Origin of the sequence: Ralstonia sp. Ralssp110, from assembly GCF_047325135.1 — a bacterium.
Classification (GTDB): Bacteria; Pseudomonadota; Gammaproteobacteria; order Burkholderiales; family Burkholderiaceae; genus Ralstonia; species Ralstonia mojiangensis.
This window is the reverse complement of record NZ_CP168610.1, coordinates 1,594,279-1,611,713: the sequence shown is the minus strand read 5'-3', so window position 1 is coordinate 1,611,713 and position 17,435 is coordinate 1,594,279. Positions and strand designations below refer to the sequence as shown.

Below are 17,435 nucleotides of genomic sequence, written 5' to 3'. Positions count from 1 at the left end.
AACGGAAAAAGCGTCCCCACCTCTTGGATCGGACGCTTTTTTTGTCCCCCGAATTTCTCTACCGAGCCTGCCATGACCGACATTTCGCCCAAGGTTGCCACCCCGGCCAACAATCCGCTGCTCGATTTTTCTGGTCTGCCGCGCTTTGCGGACATCCGCCCCGAACACATCACGCCGGCCGTCGACGTGCTGCTTGAGCGTGCTGCATCGGCGGTCGCGCAGGTCAAAGACCCCGCCACGCCTGTGAGCTGGAACACCGTCGTCACCGCACTGGAGGACGCGACCGAGCCGCTGGGCCGCGCCTGGGGCATCGTCAGCCACCTGAGCGCCGTCGCCGACACGCCGGAGCTGCGCGAAGCCCATGCCGCCAATCTGCCGCGCGTGACCGAGTTCTGGTCGGGCCTGGGCCAGGATCTGGAACTGTTCGAGAAGTACAAGGCGATTGCCGACAGCGCGGAATACGCCACGCTGTCGCCTGCGCGCAAGAAGCTGCTTGAGAACGAGTTGCGCGGCTTCCGCCTGGGCGGCGCGGAATTGCCCGAAGACCAGAAACCGCGTTTTGCCGCCATTCAGGAACAGCAGGCGCAACTGACCAAGGCCTTCAGCGACCACGTCCTGGATGCGACCAATGCCTACGCGCTCGTCATCGACGATGAAGCGCGCCTCGCCGGCCTGCCCGACGACGCCAAGCAGGCGGCACAGGAAGCGGCACGCCGCGACAATCCCGATGCGACCGGTTGGAAGTTCTCGCTGCATTTCCCGTCGTACTTCCCGGTGCTGCAATACGCAGACGATCGCGCGCTGCGCCGCACACTGTACGAAGCCAACGTCACGCGCGCATCCGAACTTGGCGCCCAGTACGGCGGCGGCAAGGCCCAATGGGACAACACCGCCAACATGGCTGAACAGCTCACGCTGCGCACCGAAGAAGCGCACATGCTGGGCTATCGCAATTTTGGCGAGGTGTCGCTCGTGCCGAAGATGGCCGATTCGCCCGAAGACGTGCTGCGCTTCCTGGGTGAACTGGCCGACCGCGCCCGTCCGTTTGCCGAGAAGGATTGGGAAGAGCTGCAGGCCTTTGCCAAAACCACGCTCGGCATCGACAAGCTCGAACCGTGGGACATGGCCTACGCCTCGGAAAAACTGCGCGAGGCACGCTACGCATTCTCCGAGCAGGAGGTGAAGCAGTACTTCCCGGAACCTGCCGTGCTGGACGGCTTGTTCAACGTCGTGCAGACGCTGTTCTCGGTAAAGATCCAGCCGGAGGCGGCCGAGGTATGGCACCCCGACGTACGCTTCTTTCGCGTCGAATCTGCCCAGGGCGAGTTGCTCGCACAGTTCTACATCGACCTGTACGCGCGCGAAGGCAAGCGTGGCGGTGCGTGGATGGACGACGCACGCGGCCGCAAGCTGCTGGGCGAAGCAGGCGTGCAAACCCCGGTGGCCTACCTCACCTGCAACTTCTCCGGCCCGGTCGGCAACAAGCCAGCGCTGTTCACCCACGACGAGGTCATCACCCTCTTCCACGAGTTTGGTCACGGCCTGCACCACATGCTCACGCAGGTGGATGAGCTGGGCGTGTCGGGCATCAACGGCGTGGAATGGGACGCGGTGGAGCTGCCGTCGCAGTTCATGGAGAACTTCTGCTGGGAATGGGAAGTGCTCTCGCGCATGACGCGTCATGTGAATTCCGGCGAGCCGCTGCCGCGCAAGCTGTACGACAGCATGCTGGCCGCGAAGAATTTCCAGAACGGCATGGCGACGCTGCGCCAGATCGTGTTCTCGACGTTCGACATGCACCTGCATACGGACTTCGACCCAAAGGGCACGACGTCGGTGCTGGAGCTGTCGCGCCAGATCAACAATCGCTTCCACGTGGTGCCGCAGGCCGAGCTGTCGCGCTGGCCGAACACGTTCAGCCACATCTTTGCGGGTGGCTATGCGGCGGGTTACTACAGCTACAAGTGGGCCGAGGTGCTATCGGCAGATGCCTATGCGGCGTTTGAAGAAGCCAGCAAGCTGGGCGGCTCGGTGCTCGATGCGGAAACCGGCGCACGCTATCGCCGTGAAGTGCTGGCCGTGGGTGGCAGCCGCCCGGCCATCGAATCGTTTACGGCCTTCCGCGGTCGCGCCCCTAGCATCGATGCACTGCTGCGTCATGGCGGCATGATGGCGGAAGCCGCGTAACGGACTGCTGCGCCAGCCATGACAACGCCGCTTCGTGCCAACGCCGAAGCGGCGTTTTTCATTCGAGCCCGCTGCGCTTGATGGCACAATATCGCACCCCTGAACGGCGCCGAACTGTGCGCCGTCGCCATTTGCAAGGACCGAGCCCTCATGCGTGTCGCCACCTGGAACGTTAACTCCCTGAAGGTCCGCCTACCGCACGTGCTGCAATGGCTGGGCGAGCGCGAAGCCGACGCCACCCCCATCGATCTGCTCTGCCTGCAGGAACTGAAGCTACCCGATGACCGTTACCCCCTGGCCGAGCTGGACGCCGCCGGCTATGCGTCGTTGTTCACGGGTCAGAAGACGTACAACGGTGTCGCCATCCTCGCGCGCAAGGCGTCGGTGCCTGAAGGCCGCGATGTGGTGAAGAACATCCCTGGTTTTGCCGACGAGCAGCAGCGCATCGTTGCCGCCACGTACGACGTCGACGGCGGCCCGGTGCGCGTGATTTCTGCCTACATTCCGAACGGGCAGGCGCTCGACTCCGACAAATTCGTCTACAAGCTGCGCTGGCTGGAGGCACTGCAGGCGTGGCTGACGAGCGAGATGGCGGCAAACCCGCGACTGATGCTGCTGGGCGATTTCAACATCGCTCCCGAAGACCGCGATGTGCACGACCCCAAAAAGTGGGAGGGTCAGAACCTGGTGTCGCCTGAAGAGCGGGCGGCGTTTCGAGCGATGCAAGGCGCTGGGCTCGTCGATGCGTTTCGCATGTTTGAGCAGGAAGACAAACTGTTCTCGTGGTGGGATTACCGCATGTTCGGCTTCAAGCGCAACGCCGGCCTGCGGATCGACCACATCATGCTTTCGCCTGAACTCGCCAAGCTGTGCGAGTCGTGCCATATCGACCGCGTGCCGCGCACGTGGGAGCAGCCATCAGACCACACGCCCGTGGTCGCTGCCTTGCGTCGCGCATAAGGAGCGCCCCGCATGGCTTCTGCCTTCAAGCACCGCAATCTCCCGCATCTCCTGCTGCGCGCCCGTGAGACCTTCATGGCGCGCTTTCGGCCGATCCTGCGCGAGCACGGCATTACCGAGCAGCAATGGCGCGTGCTGCGTACGCTCAACGATACCGGCGACATGGAGCCCAACCAACTCGCCGATGCATGCCTGATCCTGAGCCCAAGCCTGACGCGCATGCTGGCTGCGATGGAACAGTCCGAGATGATCGTGCGGACAAAGTCGTCGGTGGACCAGCGCCGGCAGGTGATTTCGCTCACCCCCAAGAGCCGCCAGTTCCTGGCCGATGTGGAGCCGCAAGTGGATGCGGAATACGCACGCATCGAAGCGCAGTTGGGTCGCGCACGCCTCGACGCGCTCTACACCACCATCGACGAGTCGATCCACGTCATGGAAACCCATACGCCGATGGGGCGTTTCACAGGCGACGAATAACGCCCGTCAATACACGCTGCCCGCCAGTTGCGCCTTGGCAGCGTCCTCCCCCTTGAACGCCCGCGCCAACTGTTCGGCGCTACGCGCCAGCAGCGTGACATCCGTCCCGACCGCAACGAAGGTCGCTCCGAGCGACAGGTAATGCTTCGCCTGCGCCTGATCCGCTGACAGAATGCCCGCCGCCTTGCGGGACGCGACGATGCGTTGAATTGCGCCGTCGATCGTCTTGCGGACTTCTGGATGCGCCGGTGCGCCCAGGTGCCCCATGGATGCCGCAAGATCGCCAGGGCCAATGAAGACGCCGTCGACGCCTTGCACGGCAAGAATCGCGTCGAGATGCTCCAGGCTCTCTGCCGTTTCGACCTGAATCAGCGTGCACATCTGAGCGTCGGCCTGGTGGAGGTAATCGTCTACGCGGTTCCAGCGCGATGCGCGAGCCAGCGCGCTGCCAACGCCACGAATACCGTTCGGTGGATAGCGCATGGCTTCCACCGCCGCACGCGCCTCGTCGGCGTTCTGGACCATCGGCACGAGCAGCGTCTGCGCGCCGATATCCAGCAGGCGCTTGATCTCGACCGGATCGTTCCAGGCAGGCCGCACGATGGGATGCGACGCGTATGGTGCAACCGCCTGCAATTGCGCGAGTGTCGATTGCAGTTGATTGGGTGCGTGCTCGTTGTCGATCAGCAACCAGTCGAACCCGGCACCCGCCACAATCTCTGCCGGGTACGGATGCGTCATTGCGAGCCACAGGCCGATCTGCGGCCGGCGCTCGGCCAGCGCGCGCTTGAAGCTGTTCACCGGGAGTTGCATCGCGAGGGCATCCTTTGAGCGTTAGACGGTTAGACGGTCAGACGAAATGGCAGGCAATGCTGCCAAGCGGACCATAATCGCAATGGAATGTATCACCGGGCCGGGCTGGCACCGGCCGCGTGAACGATCCGCCAAGAATGACCTGCCCCGGCTCCAGCGCGACGCCGTGCGGCGCCAGCTTGTTGGCCAGCCAGACGACACCGTTGGCCGGGTGGTTCAGCACGCCGGCTGCCACGCCTGTCTCTTCGATGACGGCGTTGCGCGAAAAGATGGCACTGACCCAGCGCAGGTCCACATCGCGCATGCGGATGGGCCGGCCGCCCGTCACGACGCCAGCGTTCGCAGCGTTGTCGGCAATCGTGTCGAACACCTTGCGCGGGCGCCCGCTGTCGGGATCGATCGATTGCGAGCGCGCGTCGATGATCTCGAGCGCCGGTATCACGTGGTCCACCGCGTCGTACACATCGAACAGCGTCACCTCCGGCCCCTCCAGCCGCTTGCCGAGCACGAAGGCAAGTTCCACTTCCACACGCGGCACGATGAAGCGGCTGGTGGGAATCTCGCTACCCTCGGCAAAGAACATGTCGTCGAGCAGCGCGCCGTAGTCCGGCTCGTCGATCTGTGAAGACTGCTGCATAGCGCGTGACGTCAAGCCGATCTTGTGGCCCTTCAGGCGTCGCCCTCCCGCCAGCTTCATCGCGACCCATTCGCGCTGGATGGCGTAGGCGTCATCGATGGTGATGTCGGGGTGCTCAAGCGAAACCTGCCGGATCTGTTTGCGGTCGATCTCGGCCTGGTGCAAGCGGCGCGCGATCGTCTGGATGGTCGTGGTGTCGAGCATGCGTCAAGCCTTGGGAAAACGCGCGTGGATGTTGTTGTGCTTATAGCTGCCGCCCTCGTCAAACTCGGTCAGCTCCATCGACAGCGCTAGATAACGGCGCCCGAAGGCCTCGGTAAAATGTACCTTGACTGCCTCGAACAGCGCATCGCCGGCGGCCTTCTTGACCTCGGGCGTACGGCCCGCTGCAATCTTGAGCGTGACATGAACGAAGGCGTCATCCTCTTTGCCGTCGGCCACGCGGTAGTCGGTCAGCTTCATGGCGCGCGATCGGATCCCGCCGGTCGGAAACACGCCGTTCTGCGCCATCAGCGTCTCGTTCATCGCCTGCAGCAATTCCGGAATGCGGGCGTCGTCGCCCAGGTTGTCGGTGTATTCGACGATGACATGCGGCATGTCGCTCTCCTCAGGCTTCAACTTGTTCACGTTCGGGCAACGGGAAGACCGCGTTGATCTGGCCCGTGCCGGAGCTGGCGAAATAGTCGGTGATGACCTCGACGCCCCTGTCATAGGCATCCCAGCCAAGCAGGCCGAGCAGCATGGCCGTGTCGTGCATGCCGCCCTCGCCTTCGCACAGCGATGCGTACTCGGGCAGCATCGCGCAGAAGGTCTTCCAGTCGCCCTGCTTCCATAGCTCGACCACGCGCAGGTCGACCTGCTTGAAAAACTCGCGGCTGATCTGGTGAATGGATTCTTCGGAGCTTCCGTTGTCGTTGAAACGGTGCGAGAGCGATCCGCTGGCAAGAAATGCGACGTTGCTGTCGCTGGCCTCGATGGCTTCAAGCAGCGCGGCGCCAAAGCGGCGGCTTTCTTCCAGTGTGTGCCACGCGCACCAGCCCGCGATCGACACGACCTTGAAGTCCTGGTCGCTGTTCATGTACCGCATCGGCACGAGCGTGCCGTACTCGAGTTCCAAGCTATTGATTTCGTGCGCACGCGTGAACACACCGCGCGCCGATGCCGTCTCCGCAATCAATCGACCAAGCGCCGGGTTGCCCGGATACGCGTACCGCATGTCCTTGATGAAATGCGGCAGCTCATTGCTCGTGTAGACACCTTCGAAGCGCGCATTGCAATTGACGTGATAGCCGGCGTTAACCAGCCAGTGCACGTCGGACACGACGATGGTGTCCACGCCCAGGTCACGGCAACGCTGTCCGATGATGCGGTGGCCCTCGATGGCCGCCTCACGGCAGCCATGGTGCTTGCCCGGCAGCTCCGACAGGTACATCGACGGCACGTGGGTGATCTTCGCGGCCAAGGCCAGCTTGCCCATGGTGTCTCCTTCCGCCCTTGTTGTGTGGTGTGACCGGCGGCGCGTCAAACGCCCCAGCGCGGGATATGGTGGCTGCCCATCGAGATACAGACGTTCTTGATTTCGGCAAACACCTCCAGACTGTACTCGCCGCCCTCACGCCCCGTACCGGACGCTTTGACACCGCCGAAAGGCTGGCGCAGATCGCGCACGTTCTGGCTATTGACGAACACCATGCCGGCTTCGATACCGCGCGCCACGCGGTGCACCTTACCCACATCCTGCGTCCAGATGTACGAGGCCAGACCGTATTCCACGTCATTGGCGAGTTTCAGGCCATCGGCCTCGTCCTTGAACGGGATCAGGCAAGCCACCGGGCCAAAGATTTCTTCCTGCGCCACCCGCATGCGGTTGTCGACGTTGGCCAGCACCGTGGGCGCCACGAAGTTGCCGTTCTGCAGGTGGCCGGGCAGGCCAGCGGGTTTCTCCGCGCCGCCGGCCAGAATCTTCGCGCCTTCCTGTTCGCCCAGGCGGATGTAGCCGGTGACCTTCTCCCAATGCGCGCGCGTGATCATTGAGCCGACATGGGTAGTCTCATCCGCCGGATCGCCCACCACAAGTCGCTTGGCACGCTCGGCAAACTTGCGTCCGAAATCGTCGTAGACGCTCTCTTGCACGAAGATGCGCGAACCGGCCGTGCAGCGCTCGCCGTTGATCGAGAAGATGGTGAACAGCGACGCATCCAGCGCGCGATCCAGGTCCGCATCGTCGAAGACCAGCACCGGCGATTTACCGCCCAGCTCCATCGAGAATTTCTTCAGGCCGGCGCGCTCCATGATGCGCTTGCCGGTCGTCGTACCCCCGGTGAAGGACACCACGCGCACATCCGGATGACGCACCAGCGCATCGCCAGCCGTTGCGCCATAGCCTTGCACCACGTTCAGCACGCCGGGCGGAATGCCGGCTTCCAGTGCCAGCCGGCCAAGCTGGTCCGCTGTCAGCGGCGACAGCTCCGACATCTTGAGCACCGCCGTATTGCCCAGCGCCAGGCACGGCGCCACCTTCCACGTGGCCGTCATGAAGGGCACATTCCACGGCGAGATCAACGCGCAAACACCCACCGGCTGATACAGCGTGTAGTTCAACATCTGGTCATCAACCGGATACGTGCGGCCGTTGACCTGCGTGCACACCTCGGCGAAGAAATGGAAGTTCTCGGAAGCGCGCGGAATGAGCTGCTTGCTCGTCTGCGCGATCGGCAGGCCGGTGTCCAGCGTTTCCAGCGCGGCAAGGTGCGGCACGTTCTGCTCGATCAACTCGCCCAGGCGGCGCATCAGCTTGGCGCGTTGCTTGGCCGGCGTGTTCGCCCAGGCCGGAAATGCTGCCTTGGCTGCCGCTACCGCCGCGTTGATCTCGGCTTCACCGCCTGACGCCACCTCGACGATGGCCTCGCCCGTTGCCGGGTTAGTCGTGATGAAACGCTCCACGCTGTCGACCTGACGGCCATCGATCCAATGCTTGACAGGGTCCATGTTGACGGCGCTCATGCGGGCTCCTGGTTCGGTTCTTCGGCAACGATGGTGCTCACCAGCCTGCCGATGCCTTCAATTTCTGTGATGACTTCGTCGCCGGGTTGCGTGTCGGCCAAGCCCTCCGGCGTGCCAGTCAAAATCATGTCGCCGGGGCTGAGCGTCATGAAGCTGGAGAACCACGCTATCAAGGCAGGAACGTCGAAGATCATGTCGCGCGTGTTGCCCTCTTGCGTGACTCGGCCGTTGACGGTGGTGCGTAGCGCGAGATTCATCGGGTCTGGCACATCGTCTCGGTCTACCAGCCACGGTCCGATGGGCGTGCAGGTGTCGCGGCTTTTCACGCGCAGATTCGGGCGGTAATAGTTCTCGAGATAGTCGCGGATGGCGTAGTCGTTGGCCATCGTATATCCGGCCACGTAGTCATAGGCATGCTCGCGCGGCACATTACGCGCGGTCTTGCCGATGACCACGACCAACTCGCATTCGTAATGCATGAACGCAACGCCAGCGGGGCGCACGGTATGGGCGCGATGGCCGATCAGCGTATTTGGCCCTTTCAGGAAAGCGAGCGGCTCCTCGGGCGCTTTGAAGGCCAGCTCCTTGGCGTGGTCGGCGTAGTTCAGGCCCAGCGCGAAGACGGTGCGGGGTTCCACCGGCGGCAGCCAGACGCCCTCGGTTTCGCGCAAAACACGGCCGTCGGCCAGTCGCAGGCGGGTGTCGTCGCCGGGCATGGCGGTGGCGTGATGGATTGCGCCGTCATAGGCAATACGCGCGTGTTTCATCGCGAAACCTCCGATTGGCGGATCAACGTCGTCGTCAGCGTGCCAATGTGGGCGATGTCGATATCGATGCGATCCCCTGCGCGCGCCAGCGGCGGATTCTCCGGCATGCCAACGAGCAGCACATCGCCTGCTTCAAGCGTCATGAATGCCGTCACGTCGGCGAGCAGTTGGGCGACGGGCCGCACCAGCGTCGACGTGTTAGCACGCTGTTTGATCTCACCGTTGATGCGCACGGTGATATCGAGTGCATCGGCGTCGAGCACATCTTCGCGGTCGACCATCCATGGTCCCATCGGGCAAAAGCCATCGCGGCACTTGTGGCGGATCGCCGGGCGATAGTAGCTCGCATGCGGCACGGTCAGGTCGTTGACGACGGTGTAGCCGGCGATGAAATTGGCGGCCTGCAGCGCTGGCACGCCCGTGGCGGTACGACCGATCACCACTCCCAGGCAAGCACCGGCCCAAACGCCATCCACGTCTGCCGGCAGAGCAACATCGTGGTCATGACCAATGCGCGTGTTAGCCGGCTTGAGATACAGGATGGGCGCCTTGGGCGGGGCCTGGTAAGGCGGTGCAGATAGCGCGTCGCCCAGCGCATCCAGTTCGCCGCGGTAGTTCAGCAACGCGCCGACGACGGTACCTTCGACCGGCGGCAGCCAACGCAAGGAAACAGCAGGCTCTGCCGCGGATGCGAACACCCGCTCCACGACTTGCCCCTGCGGCAATATCACTCTGCCTCGCAGCATGGTGTCTCCTGCCCTCTCATATAATTAACATGTTAATCATCTGATTGGATTGCGGCCCTGTCAAGTCGGGAAACTGCGGCGCAATGAAAAAGCCGGTCACGCGGACCGGCTTTTCAGGCGGCGGACGATGTGTCCGCCATGCAGAGGCATCGGGCACGCCGATGTCTACGGGGGCAATCGATCAGACTCAGGCCACGGCAATATGCGCGCGCTTGACCACGACCGGTTGCGGCAAATCATCTAATCCATGAGATCGCTGCACGCCGTCTGCAATGAGTACGCGGGCGGCATCCTGGATCCGCTCTTGGCCAGCCTCGAAGGCTGCCTGAAGCGACAACACCTGATCACCTTCCAGGCCTTCCCAAAGCGCCTCACGCGTTGCCACGCAAGTCACCTTTTCACCGTCGACCAGTGCGTCGAACAGCAGGCCTTCGTTGTTGATGTCGTACGCCTCTTTCTTTTCGAACTTGATTTCCATCGTCAAAGCCCTCCGATTGCAATGGACAACAACGCACACGCTGTTGCGTGGAAACTTTGCGGGGGGGCCGGCAAGGTTTCGTCAGACATCGTGTCTGGCTGCATAAATCATTTTAACCACAGCTTGCGATGCACGTGCGAGCGTCATTTGTAGCATCGCAGCCGTTGAATGGTGGCTTGACGCCGCTATCCCAGGCGGCATCAGGCCTCGCGCGCCCCTTCGTCGCAGCTATGCTTTTTTGTCAGGGCCGCGCGCTTGCCAATTTGAGCAAAGCGGAAGCCACACGCAAGGCGCGTGCCGGACGAGCAGCCAAAGTGTGCCTGCCAATGCAACCACATGGTTTGCGACACGTCGATGTCAGCGCGGAATGCGTTGGAACCCTCGCCAAAAAGCGCGCGGGTTGAACGCAATACATCGACGTTGTAATAGTTGCGCGCCGACTGAGGGAAAAACTACTCAAACCCCTCAGTCGGCGATTCGAACGACAATGTTTGACCGCGTCGCAGCCATGTCGTCAGGGAATGGATGCGCCCTTCTTGGTCAGAGCACGGTTTCGGAAACCGGCGCAGCGCCATGTTCCGACGTGTGCAGCAGCGAACGACGACGCGCATACCCGAAGTACACCAGCAAGCCGATCGCAACCCACACCACAAAGGCGATCCAGGTAACGGCCTGCAGGTGGCCCATCAGGAACAGGCACATGCCGATGGCCAGCAGCGGCACCACCGGCACGCCGGGGCAACGGAAGCCACGATGCAAGTCTGGACGCGTGCGACGCAGCACCAACACGGCAACTGCGATCAGCGAGAACGCCGCCAGCGTGCCAATGTTGATCAGTTCTGCCAACACATTCAGCGGCACGAATGCAGCGATCACAGCGAAGACGATGCCCACCACCCAGGTGTTCAGAAACGGCGTCGCATAGCGCGGATGGATGTGCGACAAGCGCTTGGGCAGTAGCCCGTCGCGCGACATGGCGAAGATGATGCGGGTCTGGCCATACGCCATCACCAGAATCACGGTCGTCATGCCGATGATGGCACCCAGATCGACAAAGCCCGCCACCCAGCCTTCACCGGCCATCTGCAACGCCAGCGACACGGGGTGATCCACGCCCGCAAACTTCGCGAACGGCACGATGCCCGTCATGATGGCGGCCACCAGCACATAGAGAATCGTGCAGACCGCCAGCGAACCAATGATGCCGATCGGCAAGTCGCGCTTGGGATTGCGCACCTCTTCGGCCGCGGACGTCACCGCATCGAAACCGATGAAGGCGAAGAACACGATGGCCGCCGCGCCGAACACGCCTTCCATGCCGAACGGCATAAACGGCTGCCAGTTGGCGGGCTGCACATGGCGCACGCCCACGACGATAAACAGCAGCACCACCGTCACCTTGATTGCGACCATGATGTTGTTGGCGCGCGCCGATTCGCGAATGCCGAACGACAGCAGCGCCGTGATCAGCAGCATGATCACCAGCGCCGGCAGGTTGAGCAGCGTCTGCACGCCCGGAATTGCACCCGGTGCAGCGGTGAGCGCCACAGGCAGATGAAGGCCGAAGCCAGACAGCAGCGATTGGAAATAGCCGGACCAACCCACCGAAACAGCGGATGTGGCCAAGCCATATTCGAGCATCAGATCCCAGCCAATGATCCAGGCGACCAACTCGCCCATCGTGGCGTAGGCATACGTATAGATCGAGCCCGACACGGGAATGGTCGAGGCGAATTCGGCGTAGCACAGCGCGGCAAATCCGCAGGCGAGCGCTGCGACGATGAAGGACAACGTGAGCGCCGGTCCTGCGGTCAGCGCGCCAGTGCCGGTAAGCACGAAGATGCCGGTGCCGATGATGGCGCCGACGCCCAGGAACGTCAGGTCCAGGGGCCCGAGGACTTTCTTCAGGCCGGTATTGCTGTGACCCGTGCGGATCATGTGATCCACGTTTTTGGTACGAAACAAACTCATTGACTGCGTCTCCTGTCTGCGTGCTGCCGAATGTGACGGCATGCACTGTCGCGCACGTGTGGTGCGCGGCGGCGGATTATGCAAAAAAGCGGGCATTCTACCCGCTGGAGACATTCCGCCCTTCTATCGCCGTCATGCAGACAGGAAAATAGGACAATTCGTATCCGATTGCCGGCTCGGCCGGTTCAATCTCAGTCAGTGCGGGCCAGGTCTTCGGCAAACAGCGGTTGCTGGCGCGCATGCGCATCCGACTCATATAGCCGCACGCCCACGCCGAGCAGTCGCACGGGAATGCCACGGCGTTCAAACCCCTGAGCCAGCAGCTTGGAGAACACCGGCAAGGACACCTGGGGCGAGATGCATTCCACTGTCGTGCCACGAAAATCGGCAAAACGCAGCTTGACGTAGGTTTTGTGGATCATGTTGCCTGCGCGGGCACGCTCGACGCGGGCGGCAAGCTGCTCGACGAGGACAATCAATTCGCGCTGGCAATCATCAAGTGTGCGCAGATCGGTGGCGTAGGTTTCTTCCACACTGACCGACTTGCGGACTTGCGAGGGTTGCACCTGCCGATGATCGATGCCGCGGCAAAGGTCGTGCAGCCGGAAACCGAATACGCCGAAATGCTGCTGTAAGCGGTCGGTGCCCCAGGCGCGCAAGTCGCCGCAGGTTTCCGCACCCAGGCGGCGCAGCTTGGCAGCGGTCACCTTGCCGACGCCGAACAGGCGGTCGACGGGCAGCTCCGCAACAAACGCATCGATCTGCTCCGGCCGCACGACGAACAGGCCATCGGGCTTGTTCCAGTCACTGGCGATCTTGGCGATGAACTTGTTGGGCGCCACGCCGGCCGACACGGTAATGCCGATATCTTCGCGCACGCGGCGGCGGATGTCTTCTGCGATGCGCGTGCCGCTGCCCGCAAGCATGGGGCTGTCGGTCACATCCAGGTACGCTTCGTCCAGCGAGAGCGGCTCCACCAAGGGCGTGTAGCCGTGATAGATGGCAAAGATCTGGCGCGCGACCTGGCGGTACTTTTCCATCGACGGCGGCACGATCAGCAAGTCCGGACAGCGTTTGACGGCCTGCGCCATGGGCATCGCCGAATGGATGCCAAACTTGCGCGCCTCGTAATTGCAGGTTGCGACCACGCCGCGCCGCTCCGGCCGCCCACCGACGGCCAGCGGCTTGCCAACCAGGCGCGGATCGTCGCGCATTTCGATGGCAGCGTAAAAACAATCGCAGTCGCAGTGGATGATCTTTCGCACGGCACAAGGCCAGAACCGGCCGCGGGAAGCCGCGTCGGTGTCGGGCTTGCTCGTTCAGGAGGAACGCAAGCGTATCAGCTTCCGCCGGCTGCGCACGCAACGCCGCGCAACAATGCATTTCGCCGATATTGCAACGCAACATCGGCGAATGAGGGGACGGGAAGAAGACGGCCTAGCGGCCGATGTCGTGCGAAACGGCGCCGAGTTCGTCGTTCAGCGCGTGCTGCTCGTCGCCAGACAAGCCGCCGCGATGCTGGCTGGCCATGTCGTTGGCTTCCTGGCGGATGCGGCGCAGGCGGTCGCGCAGGCCGTCAGCGCGGTACGGATCGATGTAGCCCTGCGATTGGCGAACGTCGATACGGTGGAATTCTTCCGCAAGACGGCCCTGTACCTGATCAAAGCGCGCACGCGGGTCCACCGGTGCCGCGACGGGGACGGGCTCACGCACCACCACCGTGCGCGTTGGCTGCGGTGGCGCCACGACACAACCGGCCATGGAGGCCGCTAGTACAGCGCACAGGGTCAGACGCGGAAGAATCGACATGATTGGGCTCGTATTGTCGTTGTAGAAACGCGCAGTCGCGCGAGAACTGGCGCTATCTTACGAACCGCTTCACGCAAAGCTGTGACGATTGGTAACAGCAGATTACTTCCGCGACAGCTCCGGTGGTTCGACCGGCGGCGGGGGTTCATCGGGCGATGGCAGATCGGGGGGAATTCCCGGCGGCGAAGGCTCGTCGGGCGGGGGAACGGTATGTGCGGGCAGCACGCAATTGACGGACATGGTTTCCCTCCGGGCAAAACGCATTGACAATCTAGTACGCGATTCCCATGCCAACAAGTCACTCCACCCAACCTATGCACGACCTGCCAACCGCTCGCTTTCAGGATCGCACGCTCATCCGCATCGGCGACTCGCGTGCTGACGGCTCCATGCTGCTGCTCGCGCCGGAAGCCGGCGGCCGGCTGGTGCGCTGGCGCCATCGCGGCGAAGACATCCTCTTCTGGCCCGAACCGGCCGATTGGACAAATCCAGCCAAAGTGCGTGGCGGCAATCCGCTGCTCTTTCCCTTCATCGGCCGGCATTTTGTGGAGGGCAAAGTCGGCCGCTGGCGCGACGCGCGCGGGCAACTTCATGAGCTCCCGCAACACGGCTTTGCACGCGACCTGCCGTTCGAAATGGAAGATGCAAGCGACGCACACATCGTCTTACTGCTGCGCGACAGCCCCCAGACGCACCAAGGCTATCCATTCGCCTTCGAATTTCGCGTGACGTACCGGCTGATTGACGACGGGCTGGAGGCGACCTTCTCCGTCAAGCATCTGGACGAAGGCGACGCGCATGCGCCCATGCCCTTCTACGCCGGCCATCATTTCTACCTGGCGCTACCGCATGCACTGCGCGGCGCGACCGAATTGTTGATGCCGTCAGCGAGGCTGTCACGCCAACTGCCCGATGGCAGCCTCGACAGACCGGAGCCGGGGCGCGGGACCTACCAGCTAGACGACCCAGCCCTGCAAGACCGATATCACTTGCTCGATGACGCCGGCGCAGCCACGCTGGTCATTCCGCCGCATGCGGAAGCGCCGCTCGGGCGGCGTATTCGCTTCGAGGTGGACGGCGCGCCGGTGCCCTGGCACGCCATCACCACCTGGACAGAAAACGCCACGTCGGACTTCTACTGCGTCGAACCATGGATGGGCTTGCCGAATGCGATCCACCACGGCGAAGGCCTGCACCTGCTCGCCCCTGGCGAGACCCGGCAGGCGACCTGCCGGCTGCGGATCGCACGGTAGCCAACGCGGTCAGGCCTTCTCGTAGGCCTGCACTGCGTCCATGACACGCGCCGAGTACACCAACGCTGCCCCGGCATTGAGCGAAATCGCTACGCTCAGCGCGTCGGCAATCTCCTCATGGGTTGCGCCATGCTTGATCGCCTCGGCGGTGTGCACGGTGATACAGCCATCGCAACGTGTGGTCACTGCCACAGCCAGCGCGATCAGTTCGCGCGTCTTTGCATCCAGGCTGCCCGTCGTCGCAGCCGACAGCGTCTTGTAGCCCTTGACCGTATCCGGCGTGATTTGACCGATCTCGCCAATGCGACCCAGCAATTCCTTCCGATACTCGACCCAGTTCAGCATGATGTGCTCCGGTGGTATGGCGCTGGCCCGATGCCGCGCCGTTGGAAAGAGTATTGTCTTTATGTGCGATCCATTGAATACTTAATTCAGGCAATTTTTGTCGCAATCGTCTCAATGGACACACTCAGCCAATTCATTCAACTCACCCGGCCGCAGGCGAGCCTCGATTTGCGGTGCCTGTTCCAAGGGCCCTTCTCGATCCCCCACGATCCGGAGCCAAATGGCCAAGTACTGTTCCATCTCGTGCTGTCGGGCAGTTGCCTGGTCGACACGGGTGGTCACACGCTTACGCTGCATGAAGGCGATTTCGTCCTCTTCCCGCGCGGCGCGGCCCACACGATTCACAACACCGGCGCTGCGGATGTGCCCGCCCGCAAGCCTCGCACATCGCACGACGGTATGTTGCCGCTCCGCCAAACCGGCCGCGGTGCCGCCGAGGTCGACCTCCTCTGCGGCCGCTTCACTCACGAAGCGGGTTCGACCACGCTGCTGGTCCGTACGCTGCCCGATCCACTGCACGTGTCATTGATTGCTAGTGCGTCGTTTCCGGCGCTGCAAGCACTCATTGGACTGATGCGCGACGAAGCCGAAACACGCGCACCTGGCGCGCTGGCGATTGTCACCTCGCTCAGCCAAGCGTTGCTGACGATGGCACTGCGCGTGTACGGCCAGCGCGAAAACGCCAGCTCCGGCACGCTGACGCTGCTGTCGGACGCGCGCCTCGGCCCATCGATACAGGCGATGCTTAGCGCGCCGGAACGCGCATGGACCATCGACGCCCTCGCCGATCTGGCGGCCATGTCGCGCGCCACCTATGCGCGGCACTTCAAGGCGCGCGCCGACATGACGGTGTGGGACTTTCTCACGCGTGTGCGCATGACGCTGGCCTGCGACGCATTGGTCCATACGCAGCTCAGTGCGGGCGAAATCGGCGCGCGCGTCGGTTATCAATCCGAAGCGGCGTTCGGCAAGGCGTTCAAGCAGCAACTGGGAGTGACGCCAGCGCGGTATCGGCGGGCGACGGGTTGATCGTCCGCCATCGCTAGCGCTCGGGCTTGCGGCGAGTGCGCGTGCTCGCGGTGCTTTGCGACACGTTGGGCTGGCGTGCCGGGCGCGTTCCCGTGGCCACCCATTCGCCGTAGAAATCGATCTTGCCGTCGATCAACGCAAGCGAGCGCGTCCACTCTGCAATCGTCTGCACGACCTGCGCGCGATGCGCAACCAGCAACGCATGCCGAGCTTTCAAGGTGCTTCGGCCCTCGCACACCAGCGCCGTGTATTCGCGCATCTGCGCGACCGGCATCCCCGTGTTGCGCAGACGCTCCATCAACTCAAGCCAGTTGACGTGCTGCTCGGTATAAACACGTCGCCCCTTTGCATCGCGTGCAACACCGGGAATCAACCCCTGCGCCTCATACCAACGAATCGTATGAATGCTGCGGCCCGTGCGTTCAGCCAAGGCACCGATCAGCAAACGAGCCGGGTCGCGCTCAGCCATGGGACTCAGTGGAGACGTCCACCGGAGTACCAAGGGCTCGGTTGACGAGATCAGTGTCGAAGTATTCGATCAGTTCGTGCATCTTGCCCTCTTGCATGTGGATGACGAAACAGTACTGATTGTTATAGGCAACGCCATCGCGCGTCGTGTTGCGGCCTTGCGCTTCTACAACCACGGTATCGCCATCGGCTGTGAAGCGGTGGGCAACCGTCGTAATGCGACCAAGCTTCGCTCGCAGCGGAGCGAACAGCTCATCCAGCACCGTCTGCTTGCCTGCATAACGTCGCGACCACTGCGTCGTGCCAGTGCAAACCCAGCTGAAATCATCCGCCATGAGATCAACGAAGGGCTTGGCGTTGCTCACAGCCAGTTCGGCAAAAGCGGCTTGCAGGATCTGCTTGTTCTCGAGTGCGTTCATGGGAGTCTCCTAGTGTGAACGCTCTGATTACAGGTGCTAGAGCGCACTCTAGCGCAAGGACTTTCTTTGCCGC

The 17,435-nt window shown here is 62.8% G+C and carries 19 protein-coding genes; 5 read left to right on the top strand and 14 right to left on the bottom strand.

Going from position 1 to position 17,435, the window contains the following annotated elements; all coding sequences use genetic code 11:
- Nucleotides 1-72 precede the first annotated feature (72 nt).
- From ACEN9T_RS16470 to hpaR, 3 genes are all read left to right on the top strand, one after another.
- On the top strand, nt 73-2,187 hold the full coding sequence (locus ACEN9T_RS16470; RefSeq protein ID WP_413708316.1) for a M3 family metallopeptidase: 2,115 nt from the start codon (nt 73-75) through the stop codon (nt 2,185-2,187).
- Between the two features lie 150 nt (nt 2,188-2,337).
- Nucleotides 2,338-3,147 carry an exodeoxyribonuclease III gene (gene xth, locus ACEN9T_RS16465; protein WP_092970120.1) on the top strand — a complete coding sequence of 270 codons (810 nt, stop codon included), beginning with the start codon at nt 2,338-2,340 and terminating at the stop codon, nt 3,145-3,147.
- Between the two features lie 12 nt (nt 3,148-3,159).
- On the top strand, nt 3,160-3,624 hold the full coding sequence (gene hpaR, locus ACEN9T_RS16460; protein WP_413708315.1) for a homoprotocatechuate degradation operon regulator HpaR: 465 nt from the start codon (nt 3,160-3,162) through the stop codon (nt 3,622-3,624).
- A 6-nt stretch (nt 3,625-3,630) separates the two neighbouring features.
- Here hpaR and hpaI read toward each other — a convergent pair whose 3' ends face one another.
- The 11 genes from hpaI to ACEN9T_RS16405 all read right to left on the bottom strand — a co-directional run bounded on the left by hpaI (nt 3,631) and on the right by ACEN9T_RS16405 (nt 13,848).
- Entirely contained in the window at nt 3,631-4,437 is an 807-nt protein-coding gene (gene hpaI / locus ACEN9T_RS16455; protein ID WP_413708314.1) for a 4-hydroxy-2-oxoheptanedioate aldolase, read from the bottom strand.
- Nucleotides 4,438-4,474: 37 nt separating this feature from the next.
- Nucleotides 4,475-5,278, bottom strand: coding sequence for a 2-oxo-hept-4-ene-1,7-dioate hydratase (gene hpaH, locus ACEN9T_RS16450; protein ID WP_092970114.1), 804 nt, complete (start codon nt 5,276-5,278; stop codon nt 4,475-4,477).
- Between the two features lie 3 nt (nt 5,279-5,281).
- Nucleotides 5,282-5,671 (bottom strand): 5-carboxymethyl-2-hydroxymuconate Delta-isomerase, encoded by a 390-nt coding sequence (locus ACEN9T_RS16445; RefSeq protein WP_413708313.1) that lies wholly within the window; start codon nt 5,669-5,671, stop codon nt 5,282-5,284.
- Nucleotides 5,672-5,681: 10 nt separating this feature from the next.
- Entirely contained in the window at nt 5,682-6,551 is an 870-nt protein-coding gene (hpaD, locus tag ACEN9T_RS16440; protein WP_413708312.1) for a 3,4-dihydroxyphenylacetate 2,3-dioxygenase, read from the bottom strand.
- Between the two features lie 44 nt (nt 6,552-6,595).
- A complete protein-coding gene (hpaE, locus tag ACEN9T_RS16435) occupies nt 6,596-8,077 on the bottom strand; it encodes a 5-carboxymethyl-2-hydroxymuconate semialdehyde dehydrogenase (RefSeq protein ID WP_413708311.1) in 1,482 nt (493 codons plus the stop codon).
- Complete coding sequence (locus tag ACEN9T_RS16430) at nt 8,074-8,844, bottom strand: fumarylacetoacetate hydrolase family protein (RefSeq protein WP_413708310.1); 771 nt, start codon at nt 8,842-8,844, stop codon at nt 8,074-8,076. Before ACEN9T_RS16430 ends, hpaE begins: the two co-directional genes overlap by 4 nt.
- Nucleotides 8,841-9,590, bottom strand: a complete 750-nt coding sequence (locus ACEN9T_RS16425) for a fumarylacetoacetate hydrolase family protein (protein WP_092970104.1) — start codon at nt 9,588-9,590, stop codon at nt 8,841-8,843. Before ACEN9T_RS16425 ends, ACEN9T_RS16430 begins: the two co-directional genes overlap by 4 nt.
- Nucleotides 9,591-9,777: 187 nt before the next feature.
- On the bottom strand, nt 9,778-10,068 hold the full coding sequence (locus ACEN9T_RS16420; RefSeq protein ID WP_092970102.1) for a DUF1488 family protein: 291 nt from the start codon (nt 10,066-10,068) through the stop codon (nt 9,778-9,780).
- A gap of 540 nt (nt 10,069-10,608) precedes the next feature.
- Nucleotides 10,609-12,039, bottom strand: coding sequence for an amino acid permease (locus ACEN9T_RS16415; RefSeq protein ID WP_413708309.1), 1,431 nt, complete (start codon nt 12,037-12,039; stop codon nt 10,609-10,611).
- A gap of 191 nt (nt 12,040-12,230) precedes the next feature.
- Nucleotides 12,231-13,253: a DNA polymerase IV gene (gene dinB, locus ACEN9T_RS16410; protein ID WP_413708462.1), complete on the bottom strand. Its 1,023-nt coding sequence runs from the start codon at nt 13,251-13,253 to the stop codon at nt 12,231-12,233.
- Between the two features lie 223 nt (nt 13,254-13,476).
- On the bottom strand, nt 13,477-13,848 hold the full coding sequence (locus ACEN9T_RS16405) for a hypothetical protein (protein WP_024975513.1): 372 nt from the start codon (nt 13,846-13,848) through the stop codon (nt 13,477-13,479).
- A gap of 314 nt (nt 13,849-14,162) precedes the next feature.
- Here ACEN9T_RS16405 and ACEN9T_RS16400 point away from each other — a divergent pair, with 314 nt between their 5' ends.
- Entirely contained in the window at nt 14,163-15,101 is a 939-nt protein-coding gene (locus ACEN9T_RS16400) for an aldose epimerase (RefSeq protein ID WP_092970092.1), read from the top strand.
- A 9-nt stretch (nt 15,102-15,110) separates the two neighbouring features.
- Here ACEN9T_RS16400 and ACEN9T_RS16395 read toward each other — a convergent pair whose 3' ends face one another.
- Nucleotides 15,111-15,446 (bottom strand): carboxymuconolactone decarboxylase family protein, encoded by a 336-nt coding sequence (locus ACEN9T_RS16395; RefSeq protein ID WP_012435915.1) that lies wholly within the window; start codon nt 15,444-15,446, stop codon nt 15,111-15,113.
- 114 nt (nt 15,447-15,560) lie between these two features.
- Between ACEN9T_RS16395 and ACEN9T_RS16390 the strand changes: the two genes are divergently transcribed.
- Nucleotides 15,561-16,475 (top strand): cupin domain-containing protein, encoded by a 915-nt coding sequence (locus ACEN9T_RS16390; RefSeq protein ID WP_413708308.1) that lies wholly within the window; start codon nt 15,561-15,563, stop codon nt 16,473-16,475.
- A 13-nt stretch (nt 16,476-16,488) separates the two neighbouring features.
- Here ACEN9T_RS16390 and ACEN9T_RS16385 read toward each other — a convergent pair whose 3' ends face one another.
- Nucleotides 16,489-16,944 (bottom strand): MerR family transcriptional regulator, encoded by a 456-nt coding sequence (locus ACEN9T_RS16385; RefSeq protein ID WP_413708307.1) that lies wholly within the window; start codon nt 16,942-16,944, stop codon nt 16,489-16,491.
- Entirely contained in the window at nt 16,937-17,362 is a 426-nt protein-coding gene (locus tag ACEN9T_RS16380; protein ID WP_092970086.1) for a nuclear transport factor 2 family protein, read from the bottom strand. Before ACEN9T_RS16380 ends, ACEN9T_RS16385 begins: the two co-directional genes overlap by 8 nt.
- Nucleotides 17,363-17,435 lie beyond the last annotated feature (73 nt).